The 19,510-nt window shown below is 59.4% G+C and carries 19 protein-coding genes and 1 tRNA gene; 13 read left to right on the top strand and 7 right to left on the bottom strand.

All coding sequences use genetic code 11. The features are described 5' to 3' along the window. Positions 1-32: 32 nt before the first annotated feature. The 4 genes from AC1DIS_RS01655 to AC1DIS_RS01640 all read left to right on the top strand — a co-directional run bounded on the left by AC1DIS_RS01655 (position 33) and on the right by AC1DIS_RS01640 (position 5,125). Positions 33-109, top strand: a tRNA-Met gene (locus AC1DIS_RS01655). A 278-nt stretch (positions 110-387) separates the two neighbouring features. Continuing rightward, positions 388-3,030, top strand: coding sequence for a bifunctional lysylphosphatidylglycerol flippase/synthetase MprF (gene mprF / locus AC1DIS_RS01650; protein ID WP_477780726.1), 2,643 nt, complete (start codon positions 388-390; stop codon positions 3,028-3,030). Next, positions 3,030-4,325, top strand: a complete 1,296-nt coding sequence (locus AC1DIS_RS01645; RefSeq protein ID WP_064619969.1) for a virulence factor family protein — start codon at positions 3,030-3,032, stop codon at positions 4,323-4,325. The genes mprF and AC1DIS_RS01645 overlap by 1 nt, the downstream gene beginning before the upstream one ends. A 473-nt stretch (positions 4,326-4,798) precedes the next feature. Further along, positions 4,799-5,125 carry a DUF3077 domain-containing protein gene (locus AC1DIS_RS01640; RefSeq protein ID WP_086944782.1) on the top strand — a complete coding sequence of 109 codons (327 nt, stop codon included), beginning with the start codon at positions 4,799-4,801 and terminating at the stop codon, positions 5,123-5,125. A 61-nt stretch (positions 5,126-5,186) separates the two neighbouring features. On the opposite strand, the gene AC1DIS_RS01635 is transcribed toward AC1DIS_RS01640, so the two are convergent. Further along, entirely contained in the window at positions 5,187-7,088 is a 1,902-nt protein-coding gene (locus tag AC1DIS_RS01635; protein WP_477745477.1) for a potassium transporter Kup, read from the bottom strand. Positions 7,089-7,377: 289 nt separating this feature from the next. Here AC1DIS_RS01635 and rimO point away from each other — a divergent pair, with 289 nt between their 5' ends. The 6 genes from rimO (at position 7,378) to tsaA (ending at position 12,544) form a co-directional block, all read left to right on the top strand. Next, on the top strand, positions 7,378-8,715 hold the full coding sequence (gene rimO, locus AC1DIS_RS01630; RefSeq protein ID WP_018926946.1) for a 30S ribosomal protein S12 methylthiotransferase RimO: 1,338 nt from the start codon (positions 7,378-7,380) through the stop codon (positions 8,713-8,715). 125 nt (positions 8,716-8,840) lie between these two features. After that, entirely contained in the window at positions 8,841-9,314 is a 474-nt protein-coding gene (locus AC1DIS_RS01625) for a GNAT family N-acetyltransferase (RefSeq protein WP_018926947.1), read from the top strand. A gap of 128 nt (positions 9,315-9,442) precedes the next feature. Continuing rightward, positions 9,443-10,153 (top strand): rRNA pseudouridine synthase, encoded by a 711-nt coding sequence (locus AC1DIS_RS01620; RefSeq protein ID WP_477743352.1) that lies wholly within the window; start codon positions 9,443-9,445, stop codon positions 10,151-10,153. 75 nt (positions 10,154-10,228) lie between these two features. Next, positions 10,229-10,699 carry a YehS family protein gene (locus tag AC1DIS_RS01615; RefSeq protein ID WP_018926949.1) on the top strand — a complete coding sequence of 157 codons (471 nt, stop codon included), beginning with the start codon at positions 10,229-10,231 and terminating at the stop codon, positions 10,697-10,699. A gap of 190 nt (positions 10,700-10,889) precedes the next feature. Then, positions 10,890-11,660, top strand: a complete 771-nt coding sequence (locus tag AC1DIS_RS01610; protein ID WP_477743351.1) for an SDR family oxidoreductase — start codon at positions 10,890-10,892, stop codon at positions 11,658-11,660. A 185-nt stretch (positions 11,661-11,845) separates the two neighbouring features. Then, entirely contained in the window at positions 11,846-12,544 is a 699-nt protein-coding gene (tsaA, locus tag AC1DIS_RS01605; RefSeq protein ID WP_018926951.1) for a tRNA (N6-threonylcarbamoyladenosine(37)-N6)-methyltransferase TrmO, read from the top strand. Positions 12,545-12,693: 149 nt separating this feature from the next. On the opposite strand, the gene fpr is transcribed toward tsaA, so the two are convergent. Then, positions 12,694-13,473 (bottom strand): ferredoxin-NADP reductase, encoded by a 780-nt coding sequence (gene fpr, locus AC1DIS_RS01600; protein WP_002554680.1) that lies wholly within the window; start codon positions 13,471-13,473, stop codon positions 12,694-12,696. A gap of 122 nt (positions 13,474-13,595) precedes the next feature. Between fpr and AC1DIS_RS01595 the strand changes: the two genes are divergently transcribed. Continuing rightward, positions 13,596-14,522 carry a LysR family transcriptional regulator gene (locus AC1DIS_RS01595; RefSeq protein WP_018926952.1) on the top strand — a complete coding sequence of 309 codons (927 nt, stop codon included), beginning with the start codon at positions 13,596-13,598 and terminating at the stop codon, positions 14,520-14,522. Here AC1DIS_RS01595 and AC1DIS_RS01590 read toward each other — a convergent pair. From AC1DIS_RS01590 to AC1DIS_RS01580, 3 genes are all read right to left on the bottom strand, one after another. Continuing rightward, positions 14,519-14,881, bottom strand: coding sequence for a diacylglycerol kinase (locus AC1DIS_RS01590; RefSeq protein WP_018926953.1), 363 nt, complete (start codon positions 14,879-14,881; stop codon positions 14,519-14,521). The genes AC1DIS_RS01595 and AC1DIS_RS01590 overlap by 4 nt on opposite strands. A 75-nt stretch (positions 14,882-14,956) precedes the next feature. Next, positions 14,957-15,607 carry a response regulator transcription factor ErdR gene (erdR, locus tag AC1DIS_RS01585; protein ID WP_018926954.1) on the bottom strand — a complete coding sequence of 217 codons (651 nt, stop codon included), beginning with the start codon at positions 15,605-15,607 and terminating at the stop codon, positions 14,957-14,959. Positions 15,608-15,816: 209 nt separating this feature from the next. Next, positions 15,817-16,575, bottom strand: coding sequence for a tRNA-uridine aminocarboxypropyltransferase (locus tag AC1DIS_RS01580; RefSeq protein WP_018926955.1), 759 nt, complete (start codon positions 16,573-16,575; stop codon positions 15,817-15,819). Between the two features lie 189 nt (positions 16,576-16,764). Between AC1DIS_RS01580 and AC1DIS_RS01575 the strand changes: the two genes are divergently transcribed. Continuing rightward, complete coding sequence (locus AC1DIS_RS01575) at positions 16,765-17,190, top strand: PA3611 family quorum-sensing-regulated virulence factor (RefSeq protein ID WP_018926956.1); 426 nt, start codon at positions 16,765-16,767, stop codon at positions 17,188-17,190. Here AC1DIS_RS01575 and AC1DIS_RS01570 read toward each other — a convergent pair whose 3' ends face one another. Further along, positions 17,191-17,385 (bottom strand): hypothetical protein, encoded by a 195-nt coding sequence (locus AC1DIS_RS01570; RefSeq protein ID WP_018926957.1) that lies wholly within the window; start codon positions 17,383-17,385, stop codon positions 17,191-17,193. Positions 17,386-17,876: 491 nt separating this feature from the next. Between AC1DIS_RS01570 and AC1DIS_RS01565 the strand changes: the two genes are divergently transcribed. Continuing rightward, positions 17,877-18,995 (top strand): LOG family protein, encoded by a 1,119-nt coding sequence (locus tag AC1DIS_RS01565; RefSeq protein WP_477780725.1) that lies wholly within the window; start codon positions 17,877-17,879, stop codon positions 18,993-18,995. 42 nt (positions 18,996-19,037) lie between these two features. Here AC1DIS_RS01565 and recX read toward each other — a convergent pair whose 3' ends face one another. Further along, a complete protein-coding gene (gene recX / locus AC1DIS_RS01560) occupies positions 19,038-19,505 on the bottom strand; it encodes a recombination regulator RecX (RefSeq protein WP_477780724.1) in 468 nt (155 codons plus the stop codon). Positions 19,506-19,510 lie beyond the last annotated feature (5 nt).

Raw genomic sequence — 19,510 nt, 5'->3', positions numbered from 1 at the left:
CGGCGTTCGCCTGTAGAATGCCGCCACACAGACGCGGGATGGAGCAGTCTGGTAGCTCGTCGGGCTCATAACCCGAAGGTCGTCGGTTCAAATCCGGCTCCCGCAACCAAACATCAAAAAAGGCTACTCGAAAGAGTGGCCTTTTTTGTATCTGTTGAAAAAGTCCTTTCGCAACAATGATCTGTCACTGTGCAGTGAGCCGTTCAGGGTCGCCAGACTGTGAGTTCAGACCTAGGCTGAACCGCAAGAAAAACCCTCGACGACTGGTGATGCGCCATCGCCGATACCCGGTGAGACGCGTTAATATTTGTGATTATTTTTTTCTACAGGGATTGGTAACTTGGCTGGATACCCCCATCCTGTCGCGCACAATCCAAGAGGTGATTGATGCGCGCCAACTCGTCTGATCCACAAGACACCGTCACAGCGACACAACCGATCAAAGCCGAGCGTCTGCGCTTKCTGGATCGAATCAGCAAATACCGTCAACCCATCGGTCTGGCGGTCACTTTGCTGCTGTTCGCCATCGCGCTGATTGCCTGTCGTCACCTGCTGAGCGAACTCGATCTGTACGCGCTGCACGACTCGATCCTGGAAGTGCCGAGACCGGCCTTGCTGGGAGCGTTAGGCGCGACCGTCGTCGGCTTCATCATTCTGCTGGGTTACGAATGGTCGGCCAGCCGTTATGCCGGCGTGACACTGGCGCCGCGAGTCGTGGCGCTGGGGGGCTTCACCGCCTTCGCCATCGGCAATGCCATCGGTCTGTCGCTGCTGTCGGGGGGCTCGGTTCGCTACCGTCTATATGCACGGCATGGCGTGGGGGCTTCGGAAGTCGCGCACATGACGCTGTTTGCCAGCCTCTCGCTCGGCTGCGCCCTCCCGCCCCTGGCCGCCCTCGCCACCCTCAGCAACCTGCCCGCCGCCTCGCYGGCCCTGGGTTTCTCCGAGACGTTGCTGGGTGCGATTGCAGGGGCCGTGCTGCTGCTCGCCACGGTACTGGCGATCGGTATCTACCGCCGTCGCTTGCCGGAACAGCCTTACCCGGACAACCTGCTGGTCAAGGTCGGCCGCCGTACCTTGCGCCTGCCGGGCCGCCGCCTGACCTTCCTGCAACTGGTCATCACCGCCCTGGACGTGGCCGCCGCCGCGACAGTGCTCTATCTGTTGCTGCCCGAAGCGCCACCCTTCGGTGCGTTCCTGCTGGTCTATCTATTGGCCCTGGCCGCTGGCGTGCTCAGCCATGTACCCGGCGGTGTCGGGGTGTTCGAAGCGATTTTGCTGGCGGCCTTCGCCGACAAGCTCGGTGCCGCGCCACTGGCTGCCGCCCTGCTGCTCTACCGCCTGATCTACGTGATCTTGCCGCTGCTGGTGGCTTGCGTACTGCTGCTGATCAACGAAGGCCAGCGCCTGTTTCAGACACGCCAGACGCTACGCGCCGCCTCAGGCCTGGCCGCGCCGATTCTGGCGGTGCTGGTGTTCCTGTCCGGCGTGGTGTTGCTGTTCTCTGGCGTAACGCCGGAGATCGATACGCGCCTTGAACACATCGGCTTTCTGATCCCGCATCGACTGGTCGACGCCTCGCACTTCGGCGCCAGCCTGGTGGGCGTGCTCTGCCTGCTGCTGGCTCAGGGCTTGCGTCGCCGCCTGTCGGCCGCGTGGATGCTGACCACCATTCTGTTGTTGGTCGGCGCCGTGCTCTCTCTGCTCAAAGGCTTCGATTGGGAAGAAGCCAGCCTGATGACCCTGACAGCAAGTTTGCTGGGGGTTTTCCGGCGTTCGTTTTACCGTCCCAGCCGCCTGACCGAGCTGCCGTTTTCGCCGCTGTATCTGGTGTCGAGTCTTTGCGTACTCGGCGCATCGATCTGGTTGCTGCTGTTCGCCTATCAGGACGTTCCGTACAGCCATCAACTCTGGTGGCAGTTCACCCTCGACGCCGACGCCCCGCGAGGCTTGCGTTCGTTGCTGGGTGCCGCGGTGCTGCTGGTGGTGGTGTCCCTGACGTGGCTGCTGCGTACCGCGCGTCCGATAATCCACCTGCCAACCTCCGATGAACTGGAGCGCGCGGCTAATATCCTCATGGCCTCGTCCCAACCGGATGGCGGCCTGGCCCTGACCGGTGACAAGGCGCTGCTGTTTCACCCCAACGACGAGGCGTTCCTGATGTACGCCCGCCGTGGCCGCAGCCTGGTAGCGCTGTATGACCCGATCGGCCCGACCCAGCAACGGGCGGAAATGATCTGGCAGTTCCGTGACCTGTGCGATATCCACCACGCCCGCCCTGTGTTTTATCAAGTGCGTGCCGAGAACCTGCCGTACTACATGGACATCGGCCTGACTGCGATCAAGCTCGGCGAAGAAGCCCGGGTCGACCTCAAGCGTTTCGATCTCGAAGCCAAAGGCAAAGAGATGAAGGACCTGCGCTACACCTGGAACCGTGGCACCCGTGACGGCCTTTCGCTGGAGATCCATGAGCCGGGGCAAGCGCCGATGGACGAGCTCAAGGTGATTTCCGATGCCTGGCTGACCGGCAAGAATGTGCGCGAGAAAGGCTTCTCGCTTGGGCGTTTCAGCGATGACTACCTCAAGCACTTCCGTGTCGCGGTGATTCGTTTCGAAGGGCGCCCGGTGGCGTTCGCCAACCTGCTCGAGACCTACGGTCATGAACTGGCCAGCCTCGACCTGATGCGCGCACACCCCGACGCCCCTAAGCTGACCATGGAATTCATGATGGTCGGCCTGATTCAACATTATAAAAATCATGGATACGCGCGCTTCAGCCTGGGCATGGTGCCATTGTCGGGGTTGCAACCCCGGCGCGGCGCACCACTGACCCAGCGCTTGGGCTCGATGGTGTTCCGCCGTGGTGAGCAGCTGTATAACTTCCAAGGTTTGCGCCGCTTCAAAGACAAGTTCCAGCCTGACTGGGAACCCCGTTATATGGCCGTGCCCGCCGGACTCGATCCGCTGGTGGCCCTGGCCGACACTGCCGCCCTGATTGCGGGCGGCTTGACTGGATTGGTGAAACGCTGATGATTCAACGCTCCCTGCGGTACGTACTGGCCACACTGGTAGTGCTGGCCCTGATTGTCGGTAGCGGTTACTGGTACCTGAAACGCCCGGCACCCGAACCGACCCTCGAACTGCTGACGCCAGCCGATGGCGCCGCGATGACCCGCGTCATCCCCGGCACCACGCCGCGCGCGCAGGTGCTGGTGGCGGTCAATGAAGAGCAGAAGCTCAGCGATAAACAATTGATGACCCTGAGCCGCAGCGGCTCTGCGCAGATCGTCCAGGTGATCCTGCCCAAGGACTGCATCCAGCAAAGTCGCGCTCTGCAGGCAGGCCTCAGAGAGCTCAAAGGCCCGGCAACCCTGGTCAGCGGCATCGGCCCTGGCGCCGTGCTGGCGTGGCGCTGGCTGGCCGAGCAGAAGGACGACAAGGCCCAGGCCATTTCGGTTGACCTGGCCCTGGAAAAACCTGGCTGCACTCATCTGCTGCCAAAAAGTGCCGCCCACGGTCACTGGCTGGTGGCCTGGAACGACAACCCGGACGACACCAGCGCCGGCTTCGTGCGTGACCAGCCCAACGCCGAAACCAGCATCAGCGACTACGACATCAACCTGCCGCAAGTGCTGAACAACGAACTGCGCAAAACCCTCGTCGGTGGCGATAAAGCCGCTGGCGGCCTGCAGATTCCGGTGGTCGAAGTGCCAGCCGGCCAAGCCAAGGACACCGTGACCCTATTCCTCTCCGGCGACGGCGGCTGGCGCGACCTGGACCGCGACGTGGCCGGCGAGATGGCCAAGATCGGCTACCCAGTGGTCGGCATCGACACCCTGCGCTACTACTGGCAGCACAAGAGCCCGGAACAAAGCGCCCTGGACCTGACCGAACTGATGCAGCACTACCGGCAGAAATGGGGCACCAAGCGCTTCATCCTGACCGGCTACTCATTCGGCGCCGACGTTCTGCCAGCCATCTACAACCGCCTGCCGGAAGCCGAACAGCAGCGGGTCGACGCAATCATCCTGCTGGCCTTCGCCCGCACCGGCAGCTTCGAGATCGAAGTCGAAGGCTGGCTCGGCAACGCCGGCAAAGAAGCCGCCACCGGCCCGGAAATGGCCAAGCTGCCGCCGGCGAAAGTGGTGTGCATCTACGGTGAGGAAGAAGTCGACGAGAGCGGCTGCACCGACAAGACCGCCGTGGGCGAAGCGATGAAACTGCCTGGCGGCCATCACTTCGACGAGAACTACCCGGCGTTGGCGCAGCGATTGGTGGATGCCATCGTGAAGCGTCAAGCGAAGGAGACGGCGGCTCAGGAGTGATCTGAGTCCCCGGACACAAAAAAGCCCCCGACACCTTATGGTTGCGGGGGCTTTTTCATTAGCACGCAATTTAACCGCACCACAGGGGGCTGCGCTGAACTCAGATAAATGGGGACATGTTTAGTCTCGTTTACAGAAGGTGTCACAATATCGGATGACGCCCGCAGACCTTGTAGGCAAACTCCGAATCTTTCTTTTTGGGCACTTTGCCGTCTTGTTGCGTTTTTCTTCGACGGGATACTCTCGGACGTCGCTGACCATTCAGCGATCGGGCTTGGAAACCCGTCGGATACTAGCCGCAACAGCGCCCCTTCATGATTGCATGCGTTTTTTGTGATCATGAGTTATGGCAGCTGTGCGTGGGACGCCCTCGGGCGTGCCGGTTTCCTAGTTCCCGGTTTCCAACCTGCGTACAGCTGTCACCCATTCGCTTGGAAACGAATGAGTCAGCTCCTCAACTAGGATTTTTGACTATGACTAAAATTGATGTTTCCGCGATTTCAGAACTAAAAACCCTCGGCTTCACCCCTCTCATCTACTGCTCGGATCAGGCGCTATTCAACGTCCGCGCCGGCGTCCCCATCGTTGATGCATTGTCACAAGCCTCCGACCTGCTGTTCCTCGCCAGATCATTTACCGAGGATGCAGCCTACGCAAAAGACACCGACCGCCACGCCTGGGCCGCGCATTATTTGACGGCGATGAGTAAGGCGGTGATTGATGATGTGGTGAAGGTGCTGACACCGCGACCCGCCCGAACAAAGACCGAATCTGAAGAAGAATTGCCTGAAAGCAAGTAAAGGCACAGACACAAAAAAGCCCCCGCTACCTTCATGGCAACGGGGGCTTTTTCATGGGGGCTTACATCTCGACCTGGGTACCTAGTTCAATCACCCGGTTCAGCGGCAGATTGAAGAAACGCAGGTTGCCATTGGCGTTTTTCAGCATGAAGGCGAACAACGCCTCGCGCCAGCGGGCCATGCCTTCGAGCTTGGAGGCGATGACTGTCTCGCGGCTGAGGAAGTACGTGGTGCGCATCGGGCTGAAGTCCAGGTTATCGAGATGACACAGCTTCAGTGCTTGCGGCACGTCCGGCTCGTCGGTGAAACCGAAGTGCAGGATGACCCTGAAGAAGCCTTCGCCGTAAGAATCGACCTCGAAACGTCGTTGCGGCGGGACGCGCGGGATGTCTTCGTACACCACTGTCAGCAACACCACTTGCTCGTGCAGCACCTGGTTATGCAGCAGATTGTGCAACAGCGCGTGGGGCACGGCATCCGGGCGAGCGGTAAGGAACACAGCGGTGCCCTGGACCCGATGTGGCGGTTGCACGCGGATACTGCTGATGAAGATCGGCAGCGGCAACCCGCCTTCGTCCAGGCGATCCACCAGCAATTGCTTGCCGCGTTTCCAGGTGGTCATCAGGATGAACAGTGCGATACCGGCGATCACCGGGAACGCGCCACCCTGAACGATTTTCGGCACGTTGGCGGCGAAGTACAGACCGTCCACCAACAGGAAACCGAGCAACACCGGGACCGCAAGAACCGGTGGCCACTTCCACAGCAGCAGCATCACCGCCGACACCAGAATCGTGGTCATCAACATGGTCCCGGTCACCGCCACGCCGTAGGCCGAGGCCAGGGCGCTGGAGGACTCGAAGCCCAGTACCAGCAGGATTACGCCGACCATCAGCGACCAGTTCACCGCGCCGATATAAATCTGCCCTTGCTCGGCACTGGAGGTGTGCTGAATGCGCATCCGCGGAATATAGCCGAGCTGGATCGCCTGGCGGGTCAGGGAGAACGCACCGGAGATGACCGCTTGCGAGGCAATCACCGTGGCCATGGTCGACAACACTACCAACGGGATCAGCGCCCAGCTTGGCGCCAGCAGATAGAACGGGTTGCGGGCGGCTTCCGGATCACCGAGCAGCAATGCGCCCTGACCGAAGTAGTTCAGTACCAGTGCGGGCAGCACCAGAATGAACCAGGCCCGAGCGATCGGCTTGCGACCGAAATGGCCCATGTCGGCGTACAGCGCCTCGGCACCGGTCAACGCCAGCACCACGGCGCCAAGAATAGTGATCCCCATGCCTGAATGGTCCACGAAGAAGCGCACGCCCCACACCGGGTTTATCGCTTGCAACACTTCCGGGTGCTGGCTGATGCCATACACACCCATTGCACCGAGTACCAGAAACCAGGTGACCATGATCGGCCCGAACAGAATGCCGATCCGCGCCGTACCGTGACGTTGAATCAGAAACAACGCCACCAGCACCACCAGCGACAGTGGCACCACCCAATGGTCGATGCCTTCGAAGGCCAGCTCCAGCCCTTCAATCGCCGACAGTACGGAAATCGCCGGGGTGATCATGCTATCGCCGTAGAACAAAGCCGTGCCGATCAGCCCGCAAACCACCAGCAGCGTGCGTAATTTTGCATGCCCCCCCGCCGCTCGTCGTGCCAGCGCGGTCAAGGCCATGATCCCACCCTCGCTCTGGTTGTCGGCCCGCAATACGAACAGTATGTATTTGATTGACACGACCCAGATCAGCGACCAGAAGATCAGCGCCAGAATGCCCAGCACGCCGTCATGGTTGACCGCTACGCCATAGCCACCGGTAAACACTTCTTTGAGGGTGTACAACGGGCTCGTGCCGATGTCGCCATAAACCACTCCGACCGCCGCGACCAGCATGCTGATCGGCTTCGCCGCCGAATGCCCACCGGCTATCGCCTGACTACTTGCCTGCCCCATCCGTCACTCCTACTACTCAGATCCGGCCTCTTCGAAGAAGCACTATGATTTGTGGTGCAGCATGCACTGTTTTACTTGTTGTTACAGACGTTTTATTGACTGTAAAAAATCGATAAAGCGTAACGGCGCGAAGCATAGCGCAGCACTCGTCGTATTTCYCTGCATAAAGCTGGTCAAGTGCGCCGCCCATCGTTAGAATTGCGCACTTTTTGACCAGAGGGTGCAACATAGCGCCCGTCTGTCGCCTTGCCGTCATCGGCTGGAGGCGTCACAAATACCGAGGTTAGACATGTCCACCACTCCTGCGCCGGCCAATCCAAAGGTTGGCTTCGTATCCCTGGGTTGCCCGAAAGCACTGGTCGACTCCGAGCGCATCCTTACCCAGCTGCGCATGGAAGGCTATGACGTTGTGTCCACTTATCAGGACGCCGACGTCGTGGTGGTCAATACCTGCGGCTTCATCGACTCGGCCAAGGCTGAGTCCCTGGAAGTGATCGGCGAAGCCATCAAGGAAAACGGCAAGGTCATCGTGACCGGCTGCATGGGCGTCGAAGAAGGCAATATCCGTAACGTGCACCCGAGTGTGCTGGCCGTGACCGGTCCGCAGCAGTACGAGCAAGTGGTCAACGCCGTGCACGACGTCGTGCCGCCGCGTCAGGATCACAACCCGCTGATCGACCTGGTGCCGCCGCAAGGGATCAAACTGACCCCGCGCCACTACGCCTACCTGAAGATTTCCGAAGGCTGCAACCACAGCTGCAGCTTCTGCATCATCCCGTCGATGCGCGGCAAACTGGTCAGCCGCCCGGTCGGTGACGTGCTCGACGAGGCCCAGCGCTTGGTCAAGTCCGGCGTCAAAGAGCTGCTGGTGATTTCCCAGGACACCAGCGCCTATGGCGTCGACGTGAAATACCGCACCGGTTTCTGGAACGGCGCGCCGGTGAAAACCCGCATGACCGAACTCTGCGAAGCCCTGAGCACCCTCGGCGTCTGGGTTCGCCTGCACTACGTTTATCCGTACCCGCACGTCGACGAGCTGATCCCGCTGATGGCCGCCGGGAAAATCCTGCCGTACCTGGACATCCCGTTCCAGCACGCCAGCCCGAAAGTCCTCAAAGCCATGAAACGCCCGGCCTTCGAAGACAAGACCCTGGCGCGCATCAAGAACTGGCGCGAAATCTGCCCGGACCTGATCATCCGTTCGACCTTCATCGTCGGCTTCCCCGGCGAAACCGAAGAAGACTTCCAGTACCTGTTGAACTGGCTGACCGAAGCCCAGCTGGACCGCGTCGGCTGCTTCCAGTACTCGCCGGTCGAAGGCGCACCGGCCAACGATCTGGACCTGGAGATCGTTCCGGACGACGTCAAGCAAGACCGCTGGGATCGCTTCATGGCGCACCAGCAGGCCATCAGCTCGGCACGCCTGCAAATGCGCATCGGCCGTGAGATCGAAGTGCTGGTGGACGAAGTCGACGAGCAAGGCGCGGTTGGCCGCTGCTTCTTCGATGCCCCGGAAATCGACGGCAACGTGTTCATCGACAATGGCAGCAACCTGAAGCCGGGCGACAAGGTCTGGTGCAAAGTGACTGACGCCGACGAATACGACCTGTGGGCTGAACAGATCTAAACGCAAAAAATACGAAAAGCCCTGCTCTCTTGACGAGATGCGGGGCTTTTTTACGTCTATCGTTTTGTGGGAGAAAAAACTCGCAGCCTTACAGGAACGGCTCTTAACAGAAGGAGCAAGCGGCCATGCGCCAACATTCGGTCATTTACACACCGAAACAGAGCGACTACGAAGAACTCACCCGCGTGTGGGAAGCCTCGGTGCGCGCTACCCATGACTTTCTGCCCGACAGCTACATCGAACTGCTGAAGAACCTGGTCCTGACCCGCTACCTCGACGCCGTCATGCTGATCTGCACCAAAGACTCGCGCCAGCGCATCACCGGGTTCGCCGGCGTGGCAGCGGGCAAGATCGAAATGCTGTTCATCGATCCGGATCACCGTGGCCAAGGCCTGGGCAAGCAATTACTGCGCTATGCCCTGGAACACCTGAACGCCGATGAGCTGGACGTCAACGAGCAGAACCCACAGGCCCTGGGTTTTTACTTCAAGCAGGGCTTCGAGGTAATTGGTCGTTCGGAACATGACGGTATGGGCCAGCCTTACCCGTTGCTGCACATGCGTTTGCGCCAGGGCCAGCAACTGGCGCGCAATGGCTGACACACCATGGCGCCATGTGGGAACAGGCTTGCTCGCTCCCACATTAAAAACACATGAGGCAAATGGACTCGCGATTAACCCGCGCCCAGCAGGTACAATGCCCACCCCTTTTTTGTTACGGCCCTGTCATGACTGACCCGATTCGTCTCTCCAAACGCCTCATCGAACTCGTCGGCTGCTCCCGTCGGGAGGCTGAGCTGTTCATCGAGGGCGGCTGGGTCACCGTCGACGGTGAAGTCATCGACGAGCCGCAGTTCAAGGTCGACACCCAGAAAGTCGAGCTCGACCCAGAGGCCAAGGCCACTGCGCCGGAGCCGGTGACCATCCTGATGAACGTCCCGGCGGGCATGGACGCGGACAGCGCCATGGCGACCCTCAGCGCCGCGACCCTGAGCGAAGAACACCGCTACGGCAAACGTCCGCTCAAGGGTCACTTTCTGCGCCTGACCGCCAGCGCCGACCTGCAGGCCAACGCCAGCGGTCTGCTGGTGTTCACCCAGGACTGGAAGATTCTGCGCAAACTCACCGCCGATGCCAGCAAGATCGAGCAGGAATATGTGGTCGAGGTCGAAGGCGACATGGTGGCTCACGGCCTCAACCGCCTGAACCACGGCCTGACGTACAAGGGCAAGGAACTGCCGCCGGTCAAAGCCAGCTGGCAGAACGAAAACCGCCTGCGCTTTGCCGTGAAAAACCCACAACCGGGTGTGATCGCCCTGTTCTGCCAGGCCGTCGGCCTGAAGGTCGTCGCCATCCGCCGCATCCGCATCGGCGGTGTGTCCATCGGCAAAGTGCCGTTGGGGCAATGGCGCTACCTGTCCGGCAAAGAGAAGTTCTAAGGCTTTTCCCGCCGCCATACATTTCGGCGCCGCAGCTTCATGCGGCGCCCACAGCGAAATATCAGGACTGCACACATGATTCATAACGACGTACTGCGCAGCGTGCGCTACATGCTCGACATCAGCGACAAGAAAGTCATCGAGATCATCAAGCTCGGCGGCATGGACGTCACGCTGGAAGACCTGGTGACGTACCTCGACAAGAAAGAAGAAGACGAGGAAGGTTTCGTACGCTGCCCGGACGAAGTCATGGCGCATTTCCTCGATGGCCTGGTGATCTTCAAGCGTGGCAAGGACGAAAGCCGTCCGCCGCAGCCGATCGAAGTGCCGGTGACCAACAACATCATCCTGAAGAAGTTGCGCGTCGCCTTCGAACTGAAGGAAGACGACATGCACGCCATCCTCAAGGCCGCCGAGTTCCCGGTGTCCAAGCCTGAGCTGAGCGCGCTGTTCCGCAAGTTCGGCCACACTAACTACCGCCCGTGCGGCGAYCAAYTGCTGCGCAACTTCCTCAAGGGCCTSACCCTGCGCGTGCGCCCGCAGTAAATCGCGCCGCGCTTGTAGGAGCCGGCTAGCTGGCGATGGCGATCTTGAGAACGCCATCGCCAGCAAGCCGGCTCCTACAAGCGCGGTCGCAGACCAATCTGTATAGATGTTCATTCCGCGCAAAAATAGTGGCTCCGCTTCCGGCGGCTGAAGACTAGGGTGTATTGACCCTCAGCTCTCAGGACTCGCCATGCATCCCTACTTCTCTCTGCAAGGCCGCACCGCTCTGGTGACCGGCGGCACCCGCGGTATCGGCAAAATGATCGCCAAGGCTTATGTCGAGGCCGGCGCCATCGTGTACGTGTGCGCCCGGGATGCCGAAGCCTGCCAGCAAACTGCCGATGAGCTGAGTGCCTTCGGGATTTGCCACGCCATGGCCGCCAACCTGGCGCATGAAGAAGGCGTTCAACAACTGGCCGCGCAATTGAGCGAACAGATCGGTCATCTGGATATTCTGGTGAACAATGCCGGTACCACCTGGGGTGCGCCGCTGGAGAGTTACCCGGTCAAGGGCTGGGAAAAAGTCATGCAGCTCAACGTCACCTCGGTGTTCAACTGCATCCAGCAATTTCTACCGCTGCTGCGCAAGGCCGGTTCGGCGGCGAATCCGGCACGGATCATCAACATTGGCTCGGTGGCCGGGATTTCTTCCTTCGGCGAACAGGCGTATGCCTACGGCCCGAGCAAAGCCGCCCTGCATCAACTGTCGCGGATTCTGGCGCGAGAGTTGGTGAGCCAGCACATCAACGTCAACGTAATCGCACCGGGACGTTTCCCGAGCAAGATGACTCAGCACATCGGCAACGATGAGCAGGCGCTGGCCGAGGACACGGCGTTGATTCCGATGAAGCGCTGGGGCCGGGAGGAAGAAATGGCGGCGCTGGCGATTAGCCTGGCGAGTACGGCCGGGGCGTATATGACCGGGAATGTCATTCCTTTGGATGGCGGGTTTAGTCTCTAGATCGGCGGCGCGGCTATCGCGGGCAAGCCACGCTCCCACAGGTTTTATGCCGTACACAACATTTGCGTTCACTCGAGAACCTTGTGGGAGCGTGGCTTGCCCGCGATGACGGAGTAATAGGCAGCACCGATCTCGAGGCCGCTCGGGTTATCATGCCGCCCTAATCCCGGCCTCGACCCCAGACCATGACCTACAGCGTTTCCCCCATCGGCTTCGTGCGCTCCTGCTTCAAGGAGAAGTTCGCCATTCCGCGTCAACCGCAACTGGCCCCGGCCGCTCGRGGCGTACTGGAGCTGGTGGCGCCGTTTGATCAGGGTGATGCGGTGCAGGGGCTGGAGCAGGTCAGCCATGTGTGGCTGCTGTTCCTGTTCCATCAAGCGCTGGAAGAAAAGCCACGCCTCAAAGTCCGCCCGCCGCGCCTGGGCGGTAACAAATCCATGGGCGTGTTCGCCACCCGCGCAACGCATCGTCCTAATGGCATCGGCCAGTCGGTGGTCAAACTGGACAAGGTCGAAGCCAATCGACTGTGGATCTCCGGCATCGACTTGCTGGACGGCACGCCAGTTCTCGACATCAAACCTTACGTGCCCTACGCCGACATCATCGACACGGCGTCCAACGACATCGCCAGCGCCCCGCCGCTGCTGATTCCCGTGCAGTGGACGGACTCGGCCCTGCAACAGGCCCACGGCCACGCTCAGCGGCTTGGCGAGCCTCTGGTCGAGTTGATCGAGCAATGCCTGGCACAAGACCCACGCCCGGCGTACCAGATTCCTACGCCTGAGCGCGAATACGGCGCGCAGTTCTGGGATCTGGATGTGCGCTGGCATTATCCTGAGACGGGCGTGATCCGCGTCCTGGAAGTCATTCCCGCAAAAGCCTGAACCCCGGAAACGAAAAAGCCCGCATGACCTTCTCAGGTCATGCGGGCTTTTCTGTGCACTACGCCATTGAATGTAGGAGCCGGCTTGCTGGCGATAGCGCTTTGAAGTTTKCCATCGCCAGCAAGCCGGCTCCTACAAGTGACCTTCGGTCACTTCTCGACGAACGCACGCTCGATCAGGTAATCACCCGGCTCGCGCATCCGCGGCGAAACAGTCAGGCCGAAGCTGTTCAACACTTCGCTGGTCTCGTCGAGCATGCTCGGGCTGCCGCACAGCATGGCGCGGTCGTCCTGCGGGTTGATCGGCGGCAGGCCGATGTCGCTGAACAGCTTGCCGCTGCGCATCAGGTCGGTCAGGCGGCCTTCGTTTTCGAACGGCTCGCGGGTCACGGTCGGGTAGTAGATCAACTTGTCACGCAGGGCCTCACCGAAGAACTCGTTCTGCGGCAGGTGCTCGGTGATGAATTCGCGGTAAGCGACTTCGTTGACGTAACGCACGCCGTGGCACAGGATCACCTTTTCGAAACGCTCGTAGGTTTCGGGGTCCTGGATGACGCTCATGAACGGCGCCAGACCGGTACCGGTGCTGAGCAGGTACAAATGCTTGCCAGGCTTCAAGTCATCCAGCACCAGGGTGCCGGTAGGCTTCTTGCTGATGATGATCTCGTCGCCTTCCTTCAGATGCTGCAACTGGGAAGTCAGCGGGCCATCAGGCACTTTGATGCTGAAGAACTCGAGATGCTCTTCCCAGTTCGGGCTGGCAATCGAGTAAGCGCGCATGAGCGGCCGGCCGTTGGGCTGTTGCAGGCCGATCATCACGAACTGACCGTTCTCGAAGCGCAGGCCCGGATCGCGGGTGCACTTGAAGCTGAACAGAGTGTCGTTCCAGTGATGAACACTGAGGACACGCTCGTGGTTCATGTTGCTCATGTACGTGGGACTCCTGGAGATTTTGCCTGCGCCAATGATGTGCACAATTGCATCGCATTCTAATGGCAGCGACAATATCTGTTAAATGGATTATTAAGATAAGGGTTATCGGTTATATCGATATGCGATTTACTCTCCGTCAACTTCAAGTATTCGTCGCCGTCGCCCAGCAGGAAAGCGTATCCCGTGCCGCGGGCCTGCTCAACCTCTCGCAATCGGCGGCGAGCACCTCGATCACCGAGCTGGAGCGCCAGTGCAGCTGTCAGCTGTTCGATCGCGCCGGCAAACGGCTGAGCCTCAACGCCCTCGGCAAACAGCTATTGCCGCAAGCGGTGGCCCTGCTCGATCAGGCCAAGGAAATCGAAGACTTGCTCAACGGCAAGTCCGGTTTCGGCTCCCTGGCGGTCGGCGCGACCCTGACCATCGGCAATTACCTGGCCACCCTGCTGATCGGCAGCTTCATGCAGCGCCATCCGGAAAGCCAGGTGAAGCTGCATGTGCAGAACACCGCCAACATCGTGCAACAGGTGGCTCACTATGAAATTGATCTGGGTCTAATCGAAGGCGACTGCAGCCATCCGGACATCGAAGTGCAGAGCTGGGTCGAAGATGAACTGGTGGTGTTCTGCGCGCCCCAGCATCCGCTGGCTCAACGCGGTATTGCCACTATGGAGGAGCTGAGTCATGAGGCGTGGATTCTCCGAGAACAAGGCTCGGGCACGCGGCTGACCTTTGACCAGGCCATGCGTCACCACCGCAGCGCGCTAAACATTCGCCTGGAACTGGAACACACCGAAGCGATCAAGCGCGCGGTGGAATCGGGTTTGGGGATTGGCTGCATTTCGCGCCTGGCGCTGCGCGATGCGTTCCGTCGTGGCAGCCTGGTGCCGGTAGAAACACCGGATCTGGACCTGGCGCGGCAGTTCTATTTCATCTGGCACAAACAGAAATATCAGACCTCGGCGATGCGCGAGTTCCTCGAACTGTGCCGCGCCTTCACCGCCGGGGTTCAGCGCAGCGACGAGATCGTTCTGCCTGCCATCGCTTAAAGCAGGATCACCGCCCATACCAGCGCGATCATGCTCAATGCCACGAGTTGAGCGGCACTGCCCATGTCCTTGGCGTTCTTGGACAGTGGGTGCCGCTCCAGGGAAATGCGGTCGATGGCCGCTTCGACCGCCGAGTTGAGCAATTCGACGATCAGCGCCAACAGGCAGACTGCAATCAGCAGCGCCTGCTCGACACGGCTGACATTCAGGAAGAACGACAGCGGAATCAGGATGGCATTGAGCAACACCAGTTGCCGGAAGGCCGCCTCGCCAGTGAAGGCCGCGCGCAGGCCGTCAAAGGAATAGCCGGAGGCGTTGAGGATGCGTTTTAGGCCGGTCTGGCCTTTGAAAGGTGACATAGAGTAAGCAACTGACCAAAAAGGAGTGGGAAAGCTAGATTAAGCAAAGTCAAAAAAGCGTGAATACATAACACCTTAGTGGCTCGAAATTGACTCAAGTTGTTGCAAGAGCAGCGCCGCCTGAGTCCGGGTCCGTACATTCAGCTTACGGAAAATCGCGGTGACGTGGGCCTTGATCGTCGCTTCGGAAACGCTCAATTCGTAAGCAATCTGCTTGTTCAGCAAACCTTCACAGACCATGGTCAACACCCGGAACTGCTGGGGCGTCAGGCTGGCCAGGCCTTCACTGGCAGCCTTGGCTTCGTCGGAAACGCTGACGGCTTCGAAGGCCTGGGGCGGCCAGAAAACATCACCATCGAGCACCGCGCGTACGGCTTTTTGAATGACACTCAAGTCACTGGACTTGGGAATGAAACCGCTGGCGCCGAATTCACGGGACTTCACCATGATCGACGCTTCTTCCTGCGCCGACACCATCACCACTGGAATCTGCGGGTACTGACCGCGCAACAGCACCAGCCCGGAAAAACCGTAGGCCCCTGGCATGTTCAGGTCCAGCAACACCAGGTCCCAATCGGCCTTTTCGGTCAGACGGCTTTCCAGCTCGGCAATGCTCGCCACTTCCACCAGCCGGACATCCGGGCCCAGACCCAGGGTCAATGCTTGATGCAAGGCACTACGAAAAAGAGGGTGGTCATCGGCAATCAGGATTTCGTATGTGGCCATTTTTCAAATGATCCTGTTTTTCAAACAACTCCAGGTGCAGCCACGCAGATGCACCAACAGGGCACGTTCAACGCCAATCACATGGCTATTCACGTAAAAATACGGCGTATCAAACGATGGCCGCGCCCCAATCGGCGCCAAGCATGCCCAGCGAAACCGGGGTGGTCAAGATACATAACCGGTACAGTTCTTTGCAGTATGGGCGACAATCAGAACATGGCGGGGACGTCGTTATGAACAAACCGCATCAGCTCGGCGTGGGCCGGTGTGGCGAGGTTCATGTCCAGCTGTTTTTTCGCGTCCAGATAATGCTGACTGAACACGTCAAAATAAGCGTCCAGCGCTGACGCAGCCTCGGTATCACCGGCCAGATCGAGACACAGTGCAGCCACTTCAGCGGTGCATAAATGTTCGCTACGGGTGGAGCGGCGCAGTCGATAACGTGACAGTTTTTCGGGCAGCAGGCTCAAGATCGGCAAGCGATCAAAATACGGGCTCTTGCGAAAGATCTTACGGGCTTCGGTCCAGGTGGCGTCCAGCAGAATGAACAGCGGGCGCTTGGTGCTATCGACCGCGACACTGTGGGTAACTCGCTCGGGTTCGACGTATTCGCCCGGAAACACCAGGTACGGTTGCCATTGCGGATCGGCCAACAGCGCCAGCAGTTGCTCATCAGTCTCGGTACGCGACCAGATGAATGCATGATTGTCGCGCACCACATCAGCGATCAGCCAACCGGTGTTACTTGGCTTGAATACTTCTTTGTTGGTCATGATCAGGCACACGCCCGAGCGGGCCTCGACCGACGGGCGCCAGGCACACAGGCAATGACTTTCAATCACGCGGCAATCACGGCATCGCGGCGCTCTCCAGCCACGGGCCTGAATCGGCTTGATGCCCTCCTCCTCTCGCTGATCGCGCAAGCGGGCGACGGCGTTTGCGGCAAAGCGCGGGGTGACAGGGTTCATCGCAGGCAGCACCGTAGTGGATGGAAAATCGACACGAAAAACACTCGCAAGGGCAAAAAGTCGCGGCAGTTTATCAGAGCAGCCGGTGCAAGCCTGTACCGCTCAGACCTCCTCCCCTATAATTCGCCGCCACTGAACGCACAGTCATGTGCCTGGTCGAACCACCAGTCACTGAACCAGGAGAGTTTCATGCTGCGCCTTATCGTTCCCACCGCTGCCATTTTGCTGGCGTCGTCCTTTAGCGCTCAGGCTGCATCCTTGAGTGAGCAGAATCTCAACAGAGAGCTGCGAAACGTCGCCGTACAAAGCAGCGTTGGCACTCCACGGGCGATCAACGAAGACATTCTTGATCAGGGCTACACTGCCGAAGGAAAAGTGCTGATCAACCACTTGAGCGTGCAAAGCAGCCACGCCGAAAAAATGCGCGCCGATCCCAAAGCGGTGTACTTCCAGCTTGGCGCCTCCGTATGCAGAAACCCAGGGTTCCGCAAGCTGATGGCCAAGGGCGCGATCATGCGTTACGACTTCACCGAGGTGAAGACCAACCGTCCGGTCGGCTCCGCCAGCTTCCAGGACTCGGACTGCCCGAAAGAGACTCCCGCGAAGAAGAAATAATTACCTGGCATTGGCGCGCCGCTGTTCATCCTCGGCGCGCAGCTCTGCCAACAGCGCCTGCAAGTAACGCGAACGTCGCTCCCCACCCTCCAGACGTCGACAGCACTCTTCTTCGAGACTCAAATGATGGGTCTCGGCCGATGCTTTCAGCAATCGATACAGTTGCGCATCGATCTCCAGAGTCACTCTGGGCATGGTTTCCCGCCTCCCTGCATGCATTGATCGCCGTTGATCACGCGATAAATCCCTGAATTGCTTGAACGTCGCGTCCTGCCGTTGACGCAAAGTTGTCGTGTCACGCCTGTAACTTAGTAAATCAGAGCGCGAGACATGCGGCTTGCGTTCAGACGAGCGGTGAAAGCACCTTGTAAATCGTCAATAAGCGGTTGCCAGGAAAGACTTTGCGGCGCAATGATCAAGCCAGCGAAAATCGTTGCGAGGGTCTAAATTCAAAGTGTTCATGTTGTTTTTTTAAGGGCAGAAAAGGGGCTGCCCATTACGGTGTCTTATTGTGCGAACGTTTCTTTCATTCAAGGGATAAGCAGAGCCCGTATGGATGGCTCGATTGCAACCGAGTCAAGTAGAGCGCCCAGGCATGGGCTTGGGCAGACAGCGACACAAGGGGTGTCGCGGCGCCGACAATTGTTTTGTCGGGGCCGAGGGTTCTGTGCAGAAGGAGAAGTTGAATGCCTTACCAACCGAATGACCTACTGAGCCGTCATTTTCAAGAAAGCGGCCACGACCTCACCAGCAAGGTCGAAGAACAACTCAACCTGGTTTCACCCAACAGCCCCAACATCCCGATTTACCGCGACATGATCCTGACCGTGCTACGCATGGCCCAGGAAGATCACAACCGCTGGAATGCCAAGATCACCCTGCAAACCCTGCGTGAACTCGAGCATGCTTTTCGTGTGCTGGAGCAGTTCAAGGGTCGACGTAAAGTCACCGTTTTCGGCTCGGCCCGCACGCCGATAGAACACCCGCTTTATGGCCTGGCCCGAGAACTGGGAGCCGCTCTGGCGCGCTCGGACATGATGGTCATCACCGGCGCCGGCGGCGGCATCATGGCGGCAGCCCATGAAGGTGCCGGCCTGGAACACAGCCTGGGATTCAATATCACCCTGCCCTTCGAGCAGCATGCCAACCCCACGGTCAATGGCACCGCCAACTTGCTGCCCTTCCACTTTTTCTTTACCCGCAAGCKGTTCTTCGTCAAGGAAGCCGACGCGCTGGTCCTGTGCCCAGGGGGATTTGGCACGCTGGATGAAGCGCTGGAAGTACTGACCCTGATCCAGACCGGTAAAAGCCCGCTGGTGCCTGTCGTGCTACTGGATGCGCCGGGCGGCAAGTTCTGGCAAGGCGCGCTGGACTTCATTCACCATCAACTGGAGGAAAATCGCTACATCCTGCCGACCGACATGAAGCTGCTGAGCCTGGTCTATAGCGCCGAAGAGGCCGTCGAGCAGATCAAYCAGTTCTACAGYAATTTCCACTCCAGCCGCTGGCTSAARCATCAGTTCGTGATTCGCATGAACCACACACTCAGCGACCGGGCGCTTGAACACATGCAGGAGGCATTCGCCGACCTGTGCCTGAGCGATCATTTCCATCAGCATGCCTACAGTGGCGAGGAGCACGACGAAGCGCAGTTCAGCCATCTGGCGCGCTTGTCCTTCACCTTCAACGCTCGTGATCATGGCCGTCTGCGGGAATTGGTGGATTACATCAACCTGCCGGAAAACTGGACCCAGTCCAAACCCCAGGCGCAACAACGCATACGGCAACCGTCCAAGGTAACGTGATGCAAAAAAACGGCCCGCTATCGAAATAGCGAGCCGTTTCAGTCAATCGTCCATCCCTCGGCCGCTGAACAAGCGGCTGATCATTTCCATGGAGTATCCCCGATAACTCAGGAACCTGCCCTGTTTGGCACGCTCCCGAGCGTCTATCGGTAAATGCCCGGAAAATTTGCGCCGCCAGGTGTCTTCCAGTTGTTCCTGCCAATCGATACCACTCTCGCGCAAGGCGAGCTCAATGTCGGTACGTTGCAGGCCGCGCTGGCTCAGCTCTTCGCGAATTCGCAAAGGGCCATAACCGGAACGGGCACGGTAGGAAACGAAGCTTTCGAGGTAGCGGGATTCGGACAACAGCCCCTCTTCCGTCAAGCGGTCAAGTGCTGTGTCGATCATTTCAGGGGGGGCGCCGCGCTGACGCAGTTTACGCGTCAGCTCGACTCGACCGTGCTCGCGTCGCGCGAGCAGGTCCATTGCGGTTCGCCGAACCGCGACGAGTRTATCGAGTACGGCGGTCATCGGAT

Source organism: Pseudomonas sp. 05N433 (genome assembly GCF_056396925.1).
Note: the sequence above shows the minus strand (reverse complement) of the source record. Positions and strands in the feature narration are given on the sequence as shown.

Bases quoted from the DNA above. Each gene is read 5' to 3' on its own strand.
- AC1DIS_RS01640 (WP_086944782.1), top strand. From the start codon at position 4,799: ATGACTAAAATTGATGTTTCCGCGATTTCAGAACTAAAAACCCTCGGC.
- AC1DIS_RS01570 (WP_018926957.1), bottom strand. From the start codon at position 17,385: ATGCCCAGAGTGACTCTGGAGATCGATGCGCAACTGTATCGATTGCTG.
- AC1DIS_RS01595 (WP_018926952.1), top strand. From the start codon at position 13,596: ATGCGATTTACTCTCCGTCAACTTCAAGTATTCGTCGCCGTCGCCCAG.
- AC1DIS_RS01645 (WP_064619969.1), top strand. From the start codon at position 3,030: ATGATTCAACGCTCCCTGCGGTACGTACTGGCCACACTGGTAGTGCTG.
- AC1DIS_RS01575 (WP_018926956.1), top strand. From the start codon at position 16,765: ATGCTGCGCCTTATCGTTCCCACCGCTGCCATTTTGCTGGCGTCGTCC.
- AC1DIS_RS01625 (WP_018926947.1), top strand. From the start codon at position 8,841: ATGCGCCAACATTCGGTCATTTACACACCGAAACAGAGCGACTACGAA.
- AC1DIS_RS01580 (WP_018926955.1), bottom strand. From the start codon at position 16,575: ATGAACCCTGTCACCCCGCGCTTTGCCGCAAACGCCGTCGCCCGCTTG.
- AC1DIS_RS01610 (WP_477743351.1), top strand. From the start codon at position 10,890: ATGCATCCCTACTTCTCTCTGCAAGGCCGCACCGCTCTGGTGACCGGC.
- fpr (WP_002554680.1), bottom strand. From the start codon at position 13,473: ATGAGCAACATGAACCACGAGCGTGTCCTCAGTGTTCATCACTGGAAC.
- AC1DIS_RS01620 (WP_477743352.1), top strand. From the start codon at position 9,443: ATGACTGACCCGATTCGTCTCTCCAAACGCCTCATCGAACTCGTCGGC.
- AC1DIS_RS01635 (WP_477745477.1), bottom strand. From the start codon at position 7,088: ATGGGGCAGGCAAGTAGTCAGGCGATAGCCGGTGGGCATTCGGCGGCG.
- rimO (WP_018926946.1), top strand. From the start codon at position 7,378: ATGTCCACCACTCCTGCGCCGGCCAATCCAAAGGTTGGCTTCGTATCC.
- erdR (WP_018926954.1), bottom strand. From the start codon at position 15,607: ATGGCCACATACGAAATCCTGATTGCCGATGACCACCCTCTTTTTCGT.
- AC1DIS_RS01590 (WP_018926953.1), bottom strand. From the start codon at position 14,881: ATGTCACCTTTCAAAGGCCAGACCGGCCTAAAACGCATCCTCAACGCC.